Below are 14,668 nucleotides of genomic sequence, written 5' to 3'. Positions count from 1 at the left end.
GGGTTAATGGCCGGTAAAGGAGCGCGCCAATAGCGTTTTAGCAGGCAAGGTTTTGCTATTTTATCGATTTTTTGTCGGCCCCGGCAAAATCCTAACGGAAGCTTACCGTGGTCTTAACGGCTGGGTTACCATAGTTGTTTACGGTGCATGCTGATCCAGTTTCGGAGTAGGGATGCATGTCCGTTCAATCCGCGGCCGCAGACGTCGACGTTGATCTTAGGCAGCTCTTCGCCAGCCTGGGACGCAACTGGCTGCGGATTCTGGTCTTCGTTCTGGTGGTGACTGGGCTTGCCTTCGTGGCTGCATCGTTCGCGACCCGCCATTACAAGGCCCAGACGCAGGTGGAGATCGCCCCGCGAGAATCGGTCTACACGCGGCCCGCCAGCAGCAATCCAGACAGCGACAAGCCGATCCTCGACGAGCAGGGCGTTGCTACCCAGGTCCAGATAATTTCGTCCAACGAGATCCTCAAGCAGGTCGCGCAGAAGCTCGGCCTGTCGCGACTGCCCGAGTTTGACGAGACGATCAACATGTCGTCGCTGAGTCGCGTGCTGATCCTGCTTGGCCTGAAGAACGACCCGATGGATGTTCCGGCCGATGAACGTGTCCTGAAGAAGATGCGCGAGAAGCTCAACGTCTACGGCGTTGAAAAGACTCGCATCATTGCCATCGAGTTCTCCTCGGAAGATCCGAAGCTCGCGGCCGCCATCCCCGATGCCATTGCCGCCGCGTACATTGCGGGGCAGGGCGCGGCCAAGAGCGAATCGAACACCGCCGCCGCCGACTTCCTGGCGCCCGAGATCGCCGACCTGTCCAAGCAGGTCAGGGATGCCGAAGCCAAGGTCGCGGCTTACCGCTCGCAGTCCGACCTCCTGATGGGCGGCAACAATTCCACCCTGGCCACCCAGCAATTGGCCGAGCTGTCGACCGAGTTGTCGCGGGTGCGGGCCAACCGGGCCGCGGCCGAAGGCACGGCCGAGAGCGTGCGCAAGGCGCTGCAGAACGGCGGATCGCTGGATTCGCTGCCGGAAGTGCTGTCTTCCGATCTGATCCAGCGCTTGCGGGAGCGCCAGGTCGAGCTGCGCGCCAACATCGCCGATCTGTCGACGACGCTGCTTGACAATCATCCGCGTGTTCGCGCGGCCAAATCGCAACTGACCGATCTCGACGCGCAGATCCGCAGCGAAGCCCAGAAGATCATGAAGGGCCTGGCGATGCAGGCCGATGCCGCCAAGGCGCGCGAAAGCCAGCTCGTCGCCGACGTCAACACACTCAAGGCTGCTTCGGCGCAGGCCGGTGAGCAGCAGGTCGGTCTCGACGCGCTGCAGCGCGATGCCGCCGCCAAGCGCCAGCAGCTCGAACTCTACCTGACCAATTATCGCGAGGCGGCGTCGCGTCAGGATCGCAACTATATCCCGGTCGACGCCCGCATCGCCTCACCGGCTTCGGTCCCCGCAGAGCCATACTTCCCCAAGGTCGGGCCGATCGTCGGTGCTGCCGCCGCGGCTTCCCTTCTGCTGGCGGCCGTGTTCACGCTGCTGCGGGAGCTTTTCTCGGGCCGTGCCATGCGCCCGGCCAGGGGCGCGCGATTTGAGCCGATCGACGAGGTGACGATGCCGCCGGCCGCCTATCAGGAGCCGTCCACCCGCCTCGAACCGGCTGTCGCCACTGAGCGCGCCACTCGCACCGCCGACGTATCATGGCCCGAAACGGTCATGGAAACTCCGGCGCAGCCGCGGTCTGCCGCCGAGTTCGAGCCCGTCGCCAAAGCGGAGCCTATCGCCGAGCCTGAACCGTTGGCCAAATCCGAATCCTTGACCAAATCTGGACCCGTGGCAGAGCCTGAGCCCATGGCTGAGCCGGAACCCGTGGAGGTTCGGCGGCCGCGCTCCGTGCTCGGCGAGATCGACGTCGAGAAGGCAGCCGAGAAGCTGATCGCCAGCGGGGCCGCGCGCGCCATATTCGTTTCCCCCGAGGGCGATGAAGCGGCGGCGTCGGCGATCCTGGTGGCGCGCGAGGTTTCCGACGCCGGACTGCGCGTCCTGCTGCTCGACCTCACTGCCTCAGGGGCTGCCTCGCGCCCGATGCTGGACAGCGGGCTTTTCCCGGGCATCACCAATCTGCTGGCGTCGCAGGCGCAGTTCAGCGACGTGATCCATGGCGACCTCTATTCCGACTGCCATGTCATCCCCGTCGGCACGGCCGATCCCGTCCGTGCCATGCGTGCCGCCGATCGGCTGCCGATCATCATGCAGTCGTTGACAACAGCCTACGATCTGGTGGTGGTCGAGTGCGGGCCGGCCGATGCACAAGGCATCAGCCGTTTGGGCGGCGAGGCCACCGAGGTGTTCTTGTCCATGCTGGAGGCCGACGACGAGGTGACGCAGGCCGCGGTCAAGCTGATCGAGAGCGGCTATCCCGACCTGACACTGGTGACGCCGCTCGGCCACGAGCCGCCAGGCAATCCGGTGCCGGGGCGGCGTTCGGCTGCTTGAGATAACAGCTGTTCAGAGGCCCATCAGGTCTATTCGAGTTCCAGCGTCGTCACATCGAATATCCTGTTGGCGTATTGGGGCTAGTTTTCGTCTTCGGTGGGCACGGGCGCTGTCTGTCCAACGGCCTTGCGGCGCAGCAGCTTGGTGAGCTTCCAGATTGTCGGGCTGCTCTTGACAAAGGCCTTCAGCCGCGCGCCCTGGCGAAGCGCCTGTCCCAGCGCACGGCCCTTGAGCGTCAGCGGGACGAGGACGTCGAAATGCCGGGTTTCGATATCGCACCATAACCGTTTGTAAGGCTCGTCTCCGACGGAGAAATCATAAACCGCGAACCCGCTCCGGCAGGCATCCTGGATGTTGTCGAAGAACAGGAAGTCGCCCGGGCTGGTGTGGGCAAGATCATCCTCGGCGATCGCTCCGAACTCGCAGATCAGCCGCCTGCCCGAGCGGCTCGCTCCAGTGACGGCGCGCAGCTTGCCGGCGACTTCCAGCCCGTGCAGCACGAAGCAAGGCTTGTCCTCGGCAAGTGCTTGCTTGAACAGCCCGCGGAAGAAGGCGCGTGTCCGGTCGTCACCGAAGACGTTGGCGATGCCCATCTTGCGGAAGCGCTGTTCCTTCATATCGAAGAACGCGTCGAGCAGCCTCTCCACGTCGCCGTCGCTGCTCGCCTCGATGCGCCGGTAGCTACCGACAGCCTCGAACTTGCGCGTCTGCGAACGATGCTTCTTGCGTTTGCGCTTGCCGCTGGCGCGCAGCAGCAGCGCATCGAATCCGCCGCTGAGGTCGACGGCCAGCGAAAGATTGGGGCTGGCGAAGTGATCGAGCGATGCCAGCGGATTGGCGGTGCCGTCGAGATCGGGCAGCAATCTTTCCAGCGCGATGAGATCGATATCGGGCCGGAATCTGGCGATCGCCGCGAGCATCGACTGGATGGCTGTGAGGTCGCCGCTGGCCAGCCATTGCGGTTCGGCGGCGCAGAAATTGCCATTGGCGTGGCGGCCGCCCATGAACTGGGCGACCCGCAACGGGCCGCGCTTGACCACCTCCAACGCCAATGCGAAGGCCGGCTTGCCCTCCAGTTCCAGCGTGGCAATGAGCAGGTCGGGCCTGACCTTGGCGGCCCAGTTCAACACCCATGCCGCACTTTGCGCTGGAGCACAGAGCGCCGAACGACAGAACGTCGCATATGCCGCGAGCCCCTCGGCGGCGGCAATGGAAACCGACGGCCCCGCGGCATTTCTGGGTAGTGTGCGTGGCGTGGCCTGGCTCGCCGCGAGCCGCTTGCCGTCAAATGACGCGGTTGCGTCAACCATACCTCAATCCTTAAGGCGTATTGATCCCGATTTGGGGGGGCGCTCGGGCGTATTCCGTGCTTGGTTAGCCTAGGCGCAAAAGGTGAATGAATGATCGACGGTGGGGAGGCAATCCGGAAACTGGCGCTCAACGTCGCCCGTTATACCGGCCTCGCACCGCTGGCCAGGCCGTTTGTCGGCGGCATCGGCGCCATCCTGATGCTGCATCGCGTGACGGCGACGCCCGAAAAGCCCGACAGCGTCAACCGGCACCTCAACATCGCGCCCAGTTTCCTCGATGCCGTGATCGCCGACATGAAAGCGGGCGGCTATGCCTTCGTTTCGATGGATGAAGCGGTGGAGCGTATCGAGGCAGGCGGCAAGGGCGGCCGGTTCGCCACCATCACCGCCGACGATGCCTATCGCGACAACATGACCGAGGCCCTGCCGGTGCTGGAAAAGCATGGCACGCCGCTCACCATCTATGTGGCGCCCGGGCTGATCGATGGCTCCGCCCACCTTTGGTGGGATGTGGTGGAGGATATCGTCAATGCATGCGACCGCCTGACTTTGGCCACATCGAACGGCCCTGCGGTGATCGATTGCGGGACCCCCGCCAGGAAACATCAGGCCATTGCCCGCTTGCATGCCTATTTCACCACCGAGGTCCGCGAGGAAGACCTGCGGACCGTGCTGCGCGGTCTCGCCGCGTCGCATGGTGTCGACGCCGACGCCCCGCGCCTGCGCACGCTGATGAACTGGGATGAGATCCGCGCCGTCGCCGCGCACCCTCTGGTGACGATAGGCGCCCACACGATCAGCCACAGCAATCTGAAGCGGCTTTCCGAGGCCGATGCGCGGCGCGAGATCGGCGCCGTCAAGGACATGCTGCGGACCGGACTTGGCGAGGAGCCGCGCCATTTCGCCTATCCCTATGGCTATGCGAGCGCCGTCGGCTGCCGCGAAGTGGGCTTTGCGCGCGACGCCTGCTATGCCTCCGCCGTGACCACCCGCCACGGCGTGCTGCGCGCCGAACATGCCGGCTTCCTGCATGCCTTGCCGCGCATTTCGGTCAATGGCCGCTACCAGAGCCTCGCCCACATCCGCACCATGCTGTCGGGCGTGACGACCCCGCTCGCCAATGCCGGCAAGATGCTTGTTACAGTCTGACGTAAGGCATGACTGGGCAGGGCTTCAGCGCTTAGTCCGCGGCTCCAGCATCAGCCATTTGATGATGCCCATTGCCGGCAGCACCCAGAGCAGGCCGCTGACGAGGAAGAACAGGAATTGCACCAGTGCGCCCGATTCCGACAGGCGGGCGACGGCGAAGATCGAGGCGACCAGCGCGTAGATGATGACCAGCGCCAACAGCAGGAACATTCCGATCAGTTTTTTCAGGCGAATGGGCATGTCTTGGCCTCGTTGATGGCTACCGCTTAGGCCCAACGCAAGGCACGCGCAACCCACGACACCGGGCGCGACGGCGTGCCGCGCTGCGCGGCCTTGCCAGCAGGAGTGCGATGGTTCACCAATCCGCGACATTCAACCTGCCGGGACATATCCATGGCCGCCATCACCGCCGCCGCGCCTTATCAGGCCCGCGACCGCGACCTGCACAACCGGGCACTCGTGCGCGGCTGGCTCTATGTCGTGCTCCTGGTGCTGTTCGCGCTGGTGCTGGTTGGCGGCGCCACGCGGTTGACCGAATCCGGCCTTTCGATCACCGAATGGCAGCCGATCCATGGCGTCGTCCCGCCGCTCAACGACGCCGAGTGGCAGGAGGAATTCCAGCGCTATCAACAGATCCCGCAATACGCCGAACTCAACAAGGGCATGAGCGTCGAGGCGTTCAAGTCGATCTTCTGGTGGGAATGGGCGCATCGCCTGCTGGCGCGCAGCGTCGGCCTGGTCTTTGCCTTGCCGCTGCTGGTCTTCTGGGCGACGCGTCGCATCGAGCGCGGCCTTGGGCCGAAACTGGTCGGCATTCTGCTTCTCGGCGGCCTGCAGGGGGCCATCGGCTGGTGGATGGTGGCGTCCGGCCTGGTCGACCGCGTGTCGGTGAGCCAGTACAGGCTGGCGACGCATCTCACGCTGGCGGCACTTATCTTTACCGCGACCATGGTCGTCGCGCGTGGCCTTGCGCCGCATTCCGAGCCCGCGGCCGATCGCTCGACGCAGCGGCTGGCTGGTTTCATCGTGCTTCTGGCGCTGGTCCAGATCTATCTCGGCGGCCTGGTTGCCGGTCTCGACGCCGGCATGAGCTACAACACCTGGCCGCTGATGGACGGCCGGATCATTCCCGGCGATCTGCTCGTCCTCGAGCCGGCGTGGCGCAATTTCTTCGAAAGTCCGAAAACGGTGCAGTTCATCCATCGGCTTGGCGCCTATACGGTCTTCGCCGTCGCGCTCTGGCACATGATCGCCACGCGTCTGCGTCTGCCCGGCTCAACGCATGCGCGACGCGCGACACTGTTGTTCGTTCTAGTGCTGGTGCAGGCTTCGATCGGTATTGGTACGCTGCTGATGCAGGTGCCACTGCACATGGCGCTGACCCATCAGGCTTTCGCGCTCGTCGTGCTGGGCTTTGCCGCCGCGCATTGGCGCGGCACCAAGGGCGCCTACCCACTGCCGACACGGCCACCGATGAAACGCAGATAGATTCTCTATGGTCTCTTGGCAGCTGCAACAGTCTACATTGCAGTCGAATGCCTCGCTACGTCTACCGCTATGTGACTACTGCGCTCAGAAGGTGAGCCGCACCGTCCGGATCGCCGTCGCGATCGACAGTTCTCGGTTCTCCTCGATGGCATTGTCGTCCTCATGGTGCCAGGCCGCGGACAGGCAGCCATAGGCGAGCGCATGGTCCAGTATCGCTGCCGGTGATTGCCCCAGCGTCCGGGCGAAGATTTCGGCCATATGCGCGATCCGCTCCGGGGCTAGGCAAAGTGCATCGCGATCGAGCGGGTTGTAGAACATGTTGGCGGCCTCGAAGCCGGGATCGCCGAGCACGCCCTTCGGATCGATCGCTAGCCAGCCGCGCGGTCCCCGCAGGATGTTCTCGTGATGCAGGTCGCCATGCAGTGGCCTGATTTCATGCGGATTGGCCAGCAGTCGATCCGCGATGGCCGCGGCCTCGACATAGAGGCTGTCATCGCCGATGCCGCGATCGGTTGCGGCCTTCTTGAAAAGACTGGCGAACCGCTCCCTGAGTGGCTGAAGCTCGGGCGGGTAGGGATGATCGGATGGCGAAAACAATGTCGCCATCACATCCGCCGCGATGGCGGTCGCTGCGTTGTCGCCTTGTTCGTCGAGAACCTGCGACAGAAGTGTGTTCCCGCCATATTCGAGCAGCACGGAGTGCCCGTCGCGGCCGAGAAGCCGCACCGCGCCTTCGCCGCGCCGCCAGGCAAGGAAATGCTCGCCGCGCAACTCGTCGGCAACGTCGTCGAACGGCTTCAGTGCCTTCACGATGGCCGGTGCGCCGTCCTCGAGTCGCACCTTCCAGATGCGGCTCGAAAAGGTCTCGGCCATGAGTTCCGGTTCGCTGACCTTCCAGCGCGCTGGAAAGGCTGGTGCATCCATCAGAGACCGAGCATCAGGTCCATGTTCTGGACGGCCGCACCCGAAGCGCCCTTGCCGAGATTGTCGTAGACCGCCAGCAGCAGCGCCTGGGCTCTGCTGTCGTTGGCAAAGACATAGACCTTCATGCGGTTGGTGCCGTTGTAGATCTCCGGATCGATGTCAGGCACGCGTTCCAGATGCGTATAGGGCGCCACCTCGACCACGCCGCCTTGGATCGCGGCGAAATGGTCCGCAATGGCGGCGTGAAGTTCGGCACCCGTCGGCACGCGGTCGAGGCCACCGAGCTGCAACGGCACCACCGTAATCATGCCTTGCGCGAAATTGCCCACCGCCGGCTGCATGATCGGATCATGCGACAGCGTCGCATAGGCCTTCAATTCCGGCACGTGCTTGTGCTGCAGGGTCAGGCCATAGGGCAGGAATTCCGAAGCGTCCTCGCCCTTGGCGACATAATCCTCGATCATCGGGCGCCCACCGCCCGAATAGCCCGTAATGCCGTTGACCGCGATCGGGAAACTGGCCGGCAGCAGGCCTGCGGTGACCAGTGGCCTGAGCGTTGCGATCGGCCCCTGCGGCCAGCAGCCGGGATTGGCGACGCGCTTGGCCGTGGCGATCTTTTTCGCCTGCTCCTTGTCCAGTTCGGCGAAGCCATATTCCCAGCCTTCGGCCACGCGATGCGCGGTCGACGCATCGATGACCTTGGTGGTTTCGTTGGCGATCAGCGAGACGCTTTCCTTGGCCGCATCGTCGGGCAGGCATAGGATCGCGATATCGGCGGCGTTGAGGAATTCGGCGCGGGCGGCCGTTTCCTTGCGGCGCTCGACCGGGATGGAAATGATCTCCAGATCGCCGCGCTCGGCAAGCAGCGCCCGGATCTGGAGGCCGGTGGTGCCGTGCTCGCCATCGATGAAGATTTTCGGTTTCATTGCCTGATCAAATTCCCTGATATCTCGAAACTATATGCCGTTGCCATGATTGACCGTGGCGCCATTGTGGTTGCCGTTGTTCAGCTCCTCGAGCCGGGCCTTTCGCTCGGCCAGCAGACCGAGATATTGCATGGCCACCATCGAACCGGCGATCGCCGTTATATCGGCGTGATCGTAGGCCGGCGCAACCTCCACGACATCGGCCCCGACAATATCGACCTGGTTCAGCTGGCGCAGCGTCGACAGGATCTTCGCCGACGACGGGCCGCCCGAAACCGGCGTGCCGGTTCCCGGCGCATAGGCCGGATCCAGGCAGTCGATGTCGAAGGTCAGATAGGTCTTCTTGCCACCGGTGCGATCGACGATCGCGTAGGCGATGTCGGAGGCGCGCATTTCCTCGATTTCATGGCCATGGAGAATCTTGATGCCGAATGTGTCGGGCGCATGGGTGCGAATGCCGATCTGGATCGAGCGATCGGGATCGATGATGCCTTCCTTGACCGCGCGGCCGACGAAGGAACCATGGTCGATGCGCTTGCCGTCATCGGGCCATGTGTCCTGATGGGCGTCGAACTGCACCAAGGCCAGCGGTCCGTGGATGGCGGCGTGCGCCTTGAGCAGCGGCCAGGTGACGAAATGGTCGCCGCCGAGCGTCAGCAGGAAGGCGCCCGATTTCAGGATCTTGGCCGCCTCGCGCTCGATCGTGCCGGGCGTCTTCTGATGGTTGCCCGAATCGAGCAGGCAATCGCCATAATCGACCACGGCAAGGTGTTCGAACAGATCGCGCGAGAACGGGTATTGCGGGTCGTTGTCGAGGATCGCGGAGGCGCGGCGGATCGCCTGCGGCCCAAACCGGGCGCCCGGTCGGTTGGTGACGGCGGCGTCGAAGGGAATGCCCCACACCACCGCATCCGCGCCCTTCACGTCCTTGGTGTATTTGCGCCGCATGAAAGACAGCGCGCCGGAGTAGGTCGGCTCGAGGGCACCACCCGTTTTGGAGCGGGCGGTGAAGGCATGGTCGATGGTGTTGGTCGCCATTACGGGTCCTCGTTTTCATCGGGGTGCAACAACTACAGAACCGGCATGGAAGATGCCAGTCACGGCTTGGGGAGACGAAACCGCGCCGCCCGGGTGCCACGGCAAGACAGGACTTGTATCATCATGACGCAGACCGCGTTTCTTAATCCGTCGGATGCCGTGGTGTCGACCCACACCGGTACGATCGCCGGCGATCGGTTCCGGGTTCTCGATTCGTGGCGCGGCATCTGCGCGTTGCTGGTGGCGCTGTTTCATTTCCCGACCGCCTCGACGATCTCGCAGAGCAACTTTATCGGTTCGTCCTATCTCTTCGTCGACTTCTTCTTCGTCCTTTCCGGCTTCGTCATCGCCTCCAGCTATGCCGATCGGCTCGGCCGCACTCAGGAGGTCTGCCGCTTCGCGCTGGTCCGTTTCGGCCGCATCTATCCGCTGCATCTGGTCATGATTGCCGCCTTTGCCGCCTTCGAGCTGCTGCGGCTCGTGCTGCCGCAGCTGCATGGCACGGGTGCTGCTCCTTTCACCGGTGGCTTCGACCTCAGGAGCTTGGCTGCCAATCTCCTTTTGCTGCAAGGTGTCGGCTTCGAGGATCGGTTGACCTGGAACGCCCCGAGCTGGAGCATCTCGGCCGAGTTCTTTGCCTATCTCCTGTTTGCCGGCGTGCTCTTCATCGCCGGCGCGCGCGCCTGGATATGGTTGGTCGCCGCCGCTGTCACCGCGCCGCTGTTCCTGCTCGGCTTCTCCACGCATCATATGGATGTGTCCTATGATTTCGGCTTCATCCGCTGCCTCTACGGCTTCTCGCTGGGCGCCCTGCTGGCCTGGTTTCAGCATGATTCCATTGCAGGAGCGCGACAGGTTCTGGCCGCAAACGGCCCGAGGATGAGCTGGACTGTTGCCGAAATCGTCATGGTGGTCGTCATCGCTCTCTTTGTCTCGCTGGCGGGCGACAATGACGCCGGCATCGCCGCGCCCCTGGTGTTCGCCTTGGCGCTGTTTCTCTTCGCCCATGAAGGCGGCTGGATCAGCGCGTTGCTGAGGACGCCGTTGATGCTGACGCTCGGCGCGCTGTCCTATTCGATCTACATGGTCCACATCTTCGTTCAGGCGCGCCTGATCAATGTCGCCGGGCTGGTCGAGCGCAAACTCGGCCTCGGCCTGGTTGGCGACATCGTACTGCGTGGCGAGCCCGCGACCGGCTTTGGCGCCGGCTGGACGGGGACCGTGGCGATCGTCGTCATGTTCGCCGCCACCATCGCCGTGTCGTGGGTGACATGGCGCCTGGTCGAAATGCCTGCGATGGCCTGGTTCCGCCGGCTGTCGAAGCGCGTCTGACCCGCATCGCCATCCAACCGCTAATGCATGTCGCCCAAAGTGAGCTCGGTTTGGGCAAGACGACATGCATAAAATCAGGAGCTTACAGCGGTCGGGCGAATCCGATTCGCCGCGACATGCTGTAAAGCGCGGCGCCTAAATGCGTTTCGACGCGACGCGCTTTAGCCGGCTTCGTTCACCGGGATGTCACCGATGTCGCTTATCCCCGGCTCGATCCGGCAAGGAGCGATTCTCGATGCGGACGATCTGGCTGAGCCTTCTGCTTTCCACGGCACTCTCTGCCACTTCGGGTCAAGCCTTGGCCGGCGAAACCCGCGCCAGGCAGATCCTCGACCGCTTCGAACATGCCAACCAGTGGCGCGACCATGTCATGGTGGCCGCCCATCGCGCCGGCAGCATGCAGGCCGGTAAGACGCTCTATGCGGAGAATTCGCTTGCCGCCGTGGAAAGCTCGATCGCGATCGGCGCTGAAATCGTCGAGGTCGACATCCGGCGCTCGAAGGACGGCGCGTTCATCGTCATGCATGACAGCTGGCTCGACCGCACGACCACCTGCAAGGGCGAGGTCATCAACTACACGCTGGCCGAGTTGAAGAGATGCCGGCTGGTGATCGAGGGCACCCATGCCGTCACCAACGAGACCGTCTCGACATTGCGCGAGATGCTGATGGCGACACGGGACAGAATCCTCATCAATCTCGACAACAAGCTCGAAGTCGGCGACCTCCCGGGCATGATCGCGATAGCGCGCGAACTCGGCATGGCCGAGCAAGTCATCGTCAAGGAAAACCTTTGGGACCAGAACAGGATCAGCACGGTGAAGGCGGCCATGACTGCCGCAGGCGGTGGCTTCCAGTTCATGCCGATCATCGCCGATGACGCGGTCCATGATGCGGGCTTCGCCTCGACGGTCGACCACGTCTTCGCGCCGCGCGCGATCGAACTGATCAACTGGCGGGCGGGCGCCGAGACGCTGACCGAAACCGGCGGGCCGCTGTTCAGCACGCGCATGCGCGCCGAGGCGGTAAGGGGCGACTGGCATATCTGGGCCGACACCTATGCCATCGTCAACAAACCAGGCGGTTTCCTCGCCGGCGGCCGTGGCGACGAACTGGCGGTCCAGGCCAGCCTGCCGCGCGAAGCCTGGGGCTTCTGGGCCGATCGTGGCGCCACCATCATCCAGACCGACGAGCCGAAAGCGGCGATCGGCTGGCTGGCGGCGAATGGTTATCGGGTGCCCTATGCCGGCACGAGCGAACGCATCGAGCCAGCCGCGACCGCCAGCATCAATTGATCCGCCGCGTCCAAGCAAAAAGGCCGCTCGGAGGCGGCCTTTTCGGTTGTCCGAAAATTCGAAACGGTTAGCGCTTCGAGAACTGGAAGGAACGGCGGGCCTTCGCCTTGCCGTACTTCTTGCGCTCGACGACGCGGCTGTCGCGGGTCAGGAAGCCGCCCTTCTTGAGCACGGCGCGCAGCGCCGGCTCGTAATAGGTCAGCGCCTTCGAGATGCCGTGACGCACCGCGCCGGCCTGGCCGGAAAGTCCGCCGCCGACGACGGTGGCGATGATGTCGTATTGGCCCGAGCGGTTGGACGCGATGATCGGCTGGTTGAGGATCATCTGCAGGACCGGACGCGCGAAATAGGTCGCGAATTCCTTGTCGTTGACAACGATCTTGCCGGAACCCGGCTTCACCCAGACGCGCGCGATGGCGTTCTTGCGCTTGCCGGTGGCGTAGGCGCGGCCCGACTTGTCGAGCTTCTGGACGTGGACGGGGGCGGCGGCCTGCGTGTTGGTGTTGCCGGTGGCGGCGCCCAGTTCTGCGAGCGAGGAAAGCTCAGCCATCTTATGCGACCTTCTTGTTCTTGGAATTCAGCTTGGCCACGTCGAGGACTTCTGGCTGCTGGGCGACATGCGGATGCTCGGCACCTGCATAGACGCGCAGGTTCTTCATCTGGCGGCGGCCGAGCGGGCCACGCGGAACCATGCGCTCAACGGCCTTCTCGACGACACGCTCGGGGAAACGGCCCTCGAGCAGCTGACGCGCGGTGCGCTCCTTGATGCCGCCGGGGTGGCCGGTGTGCCAGTAATAGACCTTGTCGGTGAACTTCTTGCCGGTGAACACCACCTTGTCGGCATTGATGACGATGACATTGTCGCCGTCGTCGACATGCGGGGTGAAGGTCGGCTTGTGCTTGCCGCGAAGATGATTGGCGATGACAGTGGCGAGACGGCCGACGACGAGACCCTCGGCGTCGATCAGGATCCACTTCTTCACCACATCCGCAGGCTTCTGCGAAAAGGTTGTCATGTTTTCTGCTCTCGGTTCTGACCTTCGGGAGTGAAGGCGTTTCTTGTTGCTTGGATTGGCGAAAGACGCTTGTCATCAGCCAATAACAAAATTGGCGAAAGACGCTTGTCATCAGCCAATAACAAAACGGCGGCCTTTGCGGGCCGCTGCTTCGCGAAGGCTTATAGGCGAGCGGAGTAACAGCGTCAAGGTAGCGGAAAAGTCCTGTAGCGCAGAAAAGGCTGTAGAAACAGCATGTTGGATTAAAGGTATTATTTTACCACATTGGCGGCGCTCTGCGGCGGGATCGAGTAGGTGCCCGTGGCATGCGCGATCGTGTGTCCTTCCGGGCCGGCAACGATGTCAATATCGAACACCATCAGGCTCTTGCCGAGCTTCAGGATACGGCAATGGCCATCGATCGGCCCGGCTTCGGCCTTGCGCACGAAGTTGATGTTGAGGTTGGTGGTGACCGAGAGCGCATCCGGCCCGGCATGGCTGAGCACGCAGACATAGCCGCCAATGTCGGCCAGCGTGAACAGGGCAGGGCCGGACACCGTGCCGCCGGGACGCAAATGCCGTTCACCGGCATTGAGCCGTACGATGCAGCCGCCTGGAAACACGTCGATCGCCTCGTAGGCGGCGGCACTCTCGTTGAGTTGGGGAAAGACGGTTTCCATCAACAAATTGATCTGCGCTGCGGTCAGCACCGGCTTGAGGTTGGTCTGGGCGGGCATCTCGGTCTCTCGTTCTGCGCCAAGCCTGTATGGGCGCAGCCGGGTGTTTCTGGCAACATATACATCATGCTGGCGCAAGCGATGGGTGTTGGACGAAACCCGATCCGATATTAGATACTCTGCCTGCACGACCGGAATCGCGGAGATCTTAGCCATGGCCGAAATCCTTGCCATCAAGCCTGCTGCCGCCGACGAGGGCCCGGTCACGACAAGACGGGAGAAGGGCGTGCTGCGCCTGACGCTCGCCAATCCGCCCGCCAATGCCCTGTCGCTTTCGGTGATGGCGGCGCTCGTGGCGGAGTTGGAACACGCCAAGGCGGACAAGGCCGTTCGCGTTATTGTGCTGTCGGCGGCCGGCAAGGTGTTCTGCGCCGGCCACGACCTCAAGGAAATGACCTCGCGGCGTGCCGATGCCGATCGCGGCAAGGCCTTCTTCGAAGAGACCTTTGCCGCTTGCGCCATGCTGATGCAGACGATCGTGCGCCATCCCTTGCCTGTCATCGCCGAGGTGGACGGCCTGGCGACAGCCGCCGGCCTGCAATTGGTCGCCAGCTGCGACCTGGCGATCGCCTCGCATGAGGCGACCTTCTGCACGCCGGGCGTCAACATCGGCCTGTTCTGCTCGACGCCGATGGTTGCGCTGTCGCGCAACGTCTCGCGCAAGCAGGCGATGGAGATGCTCTTGACCGGCGAGACGATCGACGCCGCGACCGCCAAGGAATTCGGCCTCGTGAACCGCGTCGTGCCGCGCGAGTACCTGAATCAGATTGTCACCAAATACGCGCAAACCATTTCTTCCAAATCCTCTTTGGTGATCAAGACCGGCAAGGAAGCTTTTTACGCGCAGGCCGAGATGGGCTTGGCCGATGCCTATGCCTATACCGGCCGCGTCATGGTCGAGAACATGCTGGCGCGGGACGCGGAAGAGGGCATCGGCGCTTTCATCGGCAAGCGCAAGCCGGAATGGACGGACGAATAGG

The 14,668-nt window shown here is 63.4% G+C and carries 14 protein-coding genes; 6 read left to right on the top strand and 8 right to left on the bottom strand.

Translation table 11 applies throughout. The annotated features are described in order from the left end of the window. The first annotated feature begins 176 nt into the window (after positions 1–176). Complete coding sequence (locus FJ950_RS12790) at positions 177–2,495, top strand: Wzz/FepE/Etk N-terminal domain-containing protein (protein WP_140617040.1); 2,319 nt, start codon at positions 177–179, stop codon at positions 2,493–2,495. 80 nt (positions 2,496–2,575) lie between these two features. Here FJ950_RS12790 and FJ950_RS12785 read toward each other — a convergent pair whose 3' ends face one another. Next, positions 2,576–3,805: a GNAT family N-acetyltransferase gene (locus tag FJ950_RS12785; RefSeq protein ID WP_140617039.1), complete on the bottom strand. Its 1,230-nt coding sequence runs from the start codon at positions 3,803–3,805 to the stop codon at positions 2,576–2,578. Between the two features lie 90 nt (positions 3,806–3,895). Here FJ950_RS12785 and FJ950_RS12780 point away from each other — a divergent pair, with 90 nt between their 5' ends. Further along, on the top strand, positions 3,896–4,954 hold the full coding sequence (locus FJ950_RS12780) for a polysaccharide deacetylase family protein (RefSeq protein ID WP_140617038.1): 1,059 nt from the start codon (positions 3,896–3,898) through the stop codon (positions 4,952–4,954). Positions 4,955–4,978: 24 nt separating this feature from the next. On the opposite strand, the gene FJ950_RS12775 is transcribed toward FJ950_RS12780, so the two are convergent. Further along, the gene (locus FJ950_RS12775) at positions 4,979–5,194 is read right to left on the bottom strand and encodes a DUF2842 domain-containing protein (RefSeq protein ID WP_015318215.1); all 216 of its coding nucleotides are present in this window, start codon (positions 5,192–5,194) and stop codon (positions 4,979–4,981) included. A gap of 153 nt (positions 5,195–5,347) precedes the next feature. Here FJ950_RS12775 and FJ950_RS12770 point away from each other — a divergent pair, with 153 nt between their 5' ends. After that, a complete protein-coding gene (locus FJ950_RS12770) occupies positions 5,348–6,442 on the top strand; it encodes a COX15/CtaA family protein (RefSeq protein WP_140617037.1) in 1,095 nt (364 codons plus the stop codon). An 84-nt stretch (positions 6,443–6,526) separates the two neighbouring features. Here FJ950_RS12770 and FJ950_RS12765 read toward each other — a convergent pair whose 3' ends face one another. From FJ950_RS12765 to speB, 3 genes are read right to left on the bottom strand one after another with little or no spacing between them, the layout of a single operon-like run. Beyond that, on the bottom strand, positions 6,527–7,369 hold the full coding sequence (locus FJ950_RS12765; RefSeq protein ID WP_210242355.1) for an aminoglycoside phosphotransferase family protein: 843 nt from the start codon (positions 7,367–7,369) through the stop codon (positions 6,527–6,529). Beyond that, positions 7,366–8,292, bottom strand: coding sequence for an N-acetyl-gamma-glutamyl-phosphate reductase (gene argC / locus FJ950_RS12760; protein WP_140617035.1), 927 nt, complete (start codon positions 8,290–8,292; stop codon positions 7,366–7,368). Before argC ends, FJ950_RS12765 begins: the two co-directional genes overlap by 4 nt. Positions 8,293–8,322: 30 nt before the next feature. Next, complete coding sequence (gene speB / locus FJ950_RS12755) at positions 8,323–9,330, bottom strand: agmatinase (protein WP_015318212.1); 1,008 nt, start codon at positions 9,328–9,330, stop codon at positions 8,323–8,325. A 123-nt stretch (positions 9,331–9,453) separates the two neighbouring features. Between speB and FJ950_RS12750 the strand changes: the two genes are divergently transcribed. Both FJ950_RS12750 and FJ950_RS12745 read left to right on the top strand, forming a co-directional pair. Next, positions 9,454–10,662 carry an acyltransferase gene (locus tag FJ950_RS12750; protein WP_140617034.1) on the top strand — a complete coding sequence of 403 codons (1,209 nt, stop codon included), beginning with the start codon at positions 9,454–9,456 and terminating at the stop codon, positions 10,660–10,662. A 235-nt stretch (positions 10,663–10,897) separates the two neighbouring features. Continuing rightward, a complete protein-coding gene (locus FJ950_RS12745) occupies positions 10,898–11,956 on the top strand; it encodes a glycerophosphodiester phosphodiesterase family protein (protein WP_140617033.1) in 1,059 nt (352 codons plus the stop codon). Positions 11,957–12,023: 67 nt separating this feature from the next. Here FJ950_RS12745 and rpsI read toward each other — a convergent pair whose 3' ends face one another. The 3 genes from rpsI to FJ950_RS12730 all read right to left on the bottom strand — a co-directional run bounded on the left by rpsI (position 12,024) and on the right by FJ950_RS12730 (position 13,688). Then, positions 12,024–12,506 (bottom strand): 30S ribosomal protein S9, encoded by a 483-nt coding sequence (gene rpsI, locus FJ950_RS12740; RefSeq protein ID WP_015318209.1) that lies wholly within the window; start codon positions 12,504–12,506, stop codon positions 12,024–12,026. 1 nt (position 12,507) lies between these two features. Further along, entirely contained in the window at positions 12,508–12,972 is a 465-nt protein-coding gene (gene rplM, locus FJ950_RS12735; protein WP_010915638.1) for a 50S ribosomal protein L13, read from the bottom strand. Positions 12,973–13,223: 251 nt separating this feature from the next. After that, positions 13,224–13,688, bottom strand: a complete 465-nt coding sequence (locus FJ950_RS12730; protein ID WP_015318208.1) for a PaaI family thioesterase — start codon at positions 13,686–13,688, stop codon at positions 13,224–13,226. A 154-nt stretch (positions 13,689–13,842) separates the two neighbouring features. Between FJ950_RS12730 and FJ950_RS12725 the strand changes: the two genes are divergently transcribed. Next, complete coding sequence (locus tag FJ950_RS12725) at positions 13,843–14,667, top strand: enoyl-CoA hydratase (protein WP_140617032.1); 825 nt, start codon at positions 13,843–13,845, stop codon at positions 14,665–14,667. Position 14,668: the final 1 nt, after the last annotated feature.

Origin of the sequence: Mesorhizobium sp. B2-3-14 (genome assembly GCF_006442175.1) — a bacterium.
In the GTDB taxonomy this organism is placed as follows: domain Bacteria; phylum Pseudomonadota; class Alphaproteobacteria; order Rhizobiales; family Rhizobiaceae; genus Mesorhizobium; species Mesorhizobium australicum.
This window is presented reverse-complemented; position numbering and strand designations above follow the sequence as displayed.

Excerpts from the sequence above, each read along its gene's own strand:
- FJ950_RS12790 (WP_140617040.1), top strand. The coding sequence starts at position 177 with ATGTCCGTTCAATCCGCGGCCGCAGACGTCGACGTTGATCTTAGGCAG.
- FJ950_RS12785 (WP_140617039.1), bottom strand. The coding sequence starts at position 3,805 with ATGGTTGACGCAACCGCGTCATTTGACGGCAAGCGGCTCGCGGCGAGC.
- FJ950_RS12780 (WP_140617038.1), top strand. The coding sequence starts at position 3,896 with ATGATCGACGGTGGGGAGGCAATCCGGAAACTGGCGCTCAACGTCGCC.
- FJ950_RS12775 (WP_015318215.1), bottom strand. The coding sequence starts at position 5,194 with ATGCCCATTCGCCTGAAAAAACTGATCGGAATGTTCCTGCTGTTGGCG.
- FJ950_RS12770 (WP_140617037.1), top strand. The coding sequence starts at position 5,348 with ATGGCCGCCATCACCGCCGCCGCGCCTTATCAGGCCCGCGACCGCGAC.
- argC (WP_140617035.1), bottom strand. The coding sequence starts at position 8,292 with ATGAAACCGAAAATCTTCATCGATGGCGAGCACGGCACCACCGGCCTC.
- speB (WP_015318212.1), bottom strand. The coding sequence starts at position 9,330 with ATGGCGACCAACACCATCGACCATGCCTTCACCGCCCGCTCCAAAACG.
- FJ950_RS12750 (WP_140617034.1), top strand. The coding sequence starts at position 9,454 with ATGACGCAGACCGCGTTTCTTAATCCGTCGGATGCCGTGGTGTCGACC.
- FJ950_RS12745 (WP_140617033.1), top strand. The coding sequence starts at position 10,898 with ATGCGGACGATCTGGCTGAGCCTTCTGCTTTCCACGGCACTCTCTGCC.
- rpsI (WP_015318209.1), bottom strand. The coding sequence starts at position 12,506 with ATGGCTGAGCTTTCCTCGCTCGCAGAACTGGGCGCCGCCACCGGCAAC.
- rplM (WP_010915638.1), bottom strand. The coding sequence starts at position 12,972 with ATGACAACCTTTTCGCAGAAGCCTGCGGATGTGGTGAAGAAGTGGATC.
- FJ950_RS12730 (WP_015318208.1), bottom strand. The coding sequence starts at position 13,688 with ATGCCCGCCCAGACCAACCTCAAGCCGGTGCTGACCGCAGCGCAGATC.
- FJ950_RS12725 (WP_140617032.1), top strand. The coding sequence starts at position 13,843 with ATGGCCGAAATCCTTGCCATCAAGCCTGCTGCCGCCGACGAGGGCCCG.